The sequence below is a fragment of the Pontiella sp. genome, assembly GCF_041622395.1.
GTDB lineage: Bacteria > Verrucomicrobiota > Kiritimatiellia > Kiritimatiellales > Pontiellaceae > Pontiella.
Genome location: NZ_JBFJYW010000382.1, coordinates 1 through 2841, shown reverse-complemented (window position 1 = coordinate 2841; position 2841 = coordinate 1). Strand labels below are relative to the sequence as shown.

Genomic DNA, 2841 nt, shown 5'->3' with positions numbered 1-2841 from the left:
GTGCGTCTGCCACGAGAACGATTCGTACTCCGAGCCCGGGTGCTCGATGTGCTGGATGATTTCGGTGCCCTGGAAGTCGCTCCGCACCAGGCCAAACGGCTCGTCCATGATTTCCCGTACCCGGTCGTCGAGTTCGAGGCTGCGCTTGAAGTCCGCTTCGCTCATGGCGGCAATGATGCATGGATCTTCGCGGTCGAGGTTGAAGCCCAATACCAGCTCGCCCTTCAGCATTTTCATCTGTTCGATGAGCACCTCGTCCTCCGCGTCCTTTTCGCCGTCGAAGAAGAAGTCCTGCCAGGTTTCGGCATCGGGGTTGCCCAGGAAGTCCTGGAATTGGCGATCCTGCCACAGTTTGCCGATCGAGGATTTCTGGAGCATCGTCCAAAAGTCGGTGGTGTTTGAAACGCGCAGATAGGTCTGTGCATCGGGCGGCAGCAGTTCGGTGCGCTCGAGGGCGAAGGCCGCCGGCGGCAGGATGGCCAGCAGGGCAATTGCAAGGGTCTTGGTAAACATTGTCGGGCTCCTTTGGTTTCGGCGGAACGGTTGCGTTAGTTGAATTCGGTTGCGGCGGAAAAACGGCCCGGGCGGCGCGGCGGATCGGGATAGACGTAGCCGGACTCGGGGTTGGAGGCGTCGTAGGCGAACGCGTCGATCTGGTCGAGGATATATTTGGGGTGGCGCGCCGGGATGGCGAAGTTGAGCCCTTCCATGGTCGGCACGCCCATGTTGATGACGCCGATCACCTGGCCGCGCGCGTTGAACAGCGGGCCGCCCGAGTTGCCGGGGTTGACCGCGGCGTCGATTTGCAAATAGAGGATGCCGCCGAAGTTGCGGTGCGTCTGGCTGAGCACGCCTTCGGTCACGGTGCGTTCGAGCCCGAGCGGATTGCCGATCGCGAACACGGCCTCGCCGATGCTGAGGTTTTCGTCCGGCGCGAAGACGACCGGCGTGATCTCCGTATCGAACTCCTTGAGTTTCAGCACGGCCAGATCGTGGAACGGGGCGGTGGCCACGATCTCCACGTCCTGGTGCACGACCCGGCGCAGGATCTTGTTTTCCTGCAGGAACTGGGTGACCGAGATTTTCTTTTCCCCGGCAATGACGTGGAAGTTGGTGATGAGGTAGCCCGCCTTGTTGATGAAGAAGCCGGAGCCCAGCCCGCTCGCGGTTTTGACCAGCACCACGGCCGGGGCATAGAGCTTGGCGGCCTCGGCGGTGGTGATGCGTTCGGGAACCTGCACCGTGTAGAGCGCGTTGGCATCGGTTGGCGCCGTGCCCTCGACCGCGGAGTCCTCGTAGGTGGCGAGGATCTCGGAATTCGGTATGCGCAGGACGTCGAAGCCGAGGTCCAGCACGATCGAGTCGTCGGCCTGCTTCAACACGGGCGCCTGGATCTTTGCGCCGCCGCGCAATACGACATCGTCGGCGCGGGCGGTGGCAACGAGCAGGGGCAGCAATAAATAAACGTAGGTTCTCATCGGGTTCCTTTGATGCGTTGAGCGGTGATGCACAAAACCTGAAAAACAGGAAAAGACTAGCCGAAGCGCGCAGGCGTGTCAAAAACCATGGTTGCGCATTGCGGATGACCCGTTATTGATGCCGGTAGAGCTTTCGCACCTCGTCGGCGATGACCTTGACGCCCTGGTGGACGGTTTCGTCGTTCTGGGCATAGCTGACGCGGATGCATTCGTGCTTGTGCTGCCAATATTCGTTTTCCAGGCCCGGGAAGAAATAGCTACCGGGAACGATGAGCGTCTTGCGGGTCTTGAGCCGTTCGTAGAGTTCCCGGCTGGTGCAGGGGAGGTCCTGGAACCAGAGCCAGAGGAAGAGGGCGCCTTCCGGCTTGTGAATGCGGCAGGGCAGATCTCCCAGTTCCTCGCGGAACCATTCCAGCGTTTGGAGGGCTTTGCGCTGATAGTACGGTTGCACGATGTCCCGGCTGATTTGCATGATTTCGCCGCTGCGCACCATCTCCATCGCCAGGCGCGCGCCTAGCCCGCCGGGGGCCAGGTGCAATACGCCGTTGAATTCGGCAATGGCCGAAACAATCTCCTCGCGGGCAATCACGATGCCGGTGCGCAGGTTGGGCAGGCCGAGCTTCGAGAGGCTCATGCAGACGACCGTGTTTTCGTTCCAGTGTGGCCGCGCCTCGGTGTAGATGATGTCCGGGAAGGGGGTGCCGTAGGCGTTGTCGATAATGAGCGGGATCCCCTTGTCCTGCGCGATCGCGTCGAGGTGCCGGATTTCCTCGTCGGTCAAAACGTTGCCCGTCGGGTTGGTCGGGCGCGATACGCAAAGAGCGCCGATGTCGTCGCCAACGTTCAACGCATTGAAGTCGACGTGGTATTTGAAAAGCCCGCCATCCATCAGCTCGATGGTCGGCCGCCGGGAAATGAAAAAGTCGTCGGAGAGCCCCGCATCGGCGTAGCCGATGTATTCCGGGGTCAGCGGAAACATGATTTTGTTCTTCGATCCGTCGGGCATTTCGCCGGCAAACAGGTTGAACAGGCAGAAAAAGGCATTCTGACTGCCGTTGGTCAGGGCAATGTTCGCGGGGCCGATGTCCCAGCCGAAGGTTTCGCGCAGCATGACGGCAAGCGCTTCGATGAAGGCCTCGTTGCCGCGGGTGCCGTCGTAGTTGCCGATCATCGACTCGAAGCCGCGCGGTTCGGCAAGGATCTGTTCCATGCGCCGGCGGAAGTGGAGTTGCATTTCGGGGATGTGCGCCGGGTTGCCGCCGCCGAGCATCAGCATGTCGCCCTTGGCCATGGCGGATCCCAGGTCGTCCATCAGTTCCGTGATGGCCGCCTTCCGAGTAAACTTTTCGCCAAACTTTGAGAG

The 2841-nt window shown here is 61.0% G+C and carries 3 protein-coding genes; all 3 read right to left on the bottom strand.

The genetic code is table 11. From position 1 onward, the window contains the following. On the bottom strand, positions 1 to 513 hold a 513-nt coding region (locus ABYO54_RS15780; RefSeq protein ID WP_372809191.1), incomplete at its 3' end, for a hypothetical protein. A gap of 35 nt (positions 514 to 548) precedes the next feature. Then, positions 549 to 1478: a S1C family serine protease gene (locus tag ABYO54_RS15775; RefSeq protein ID WP_372809190.1), complete on the bottom strand. Its 930-nt coding sequence runs from the start codon at positions 1476 to 1478 to the stop codon at positions 549 to 551. A 112-nt stretch (positions 1479 to 1590) separates the two neighbouring features. After that, positions 1591 to 2841 (bottom strand): valine--pyruvate transaminase (locus ABYO54_RS15770; RefSeq protein WP_372809189.1); only part of this gene is annotated, 1251 nt, incomplete at its 5' end.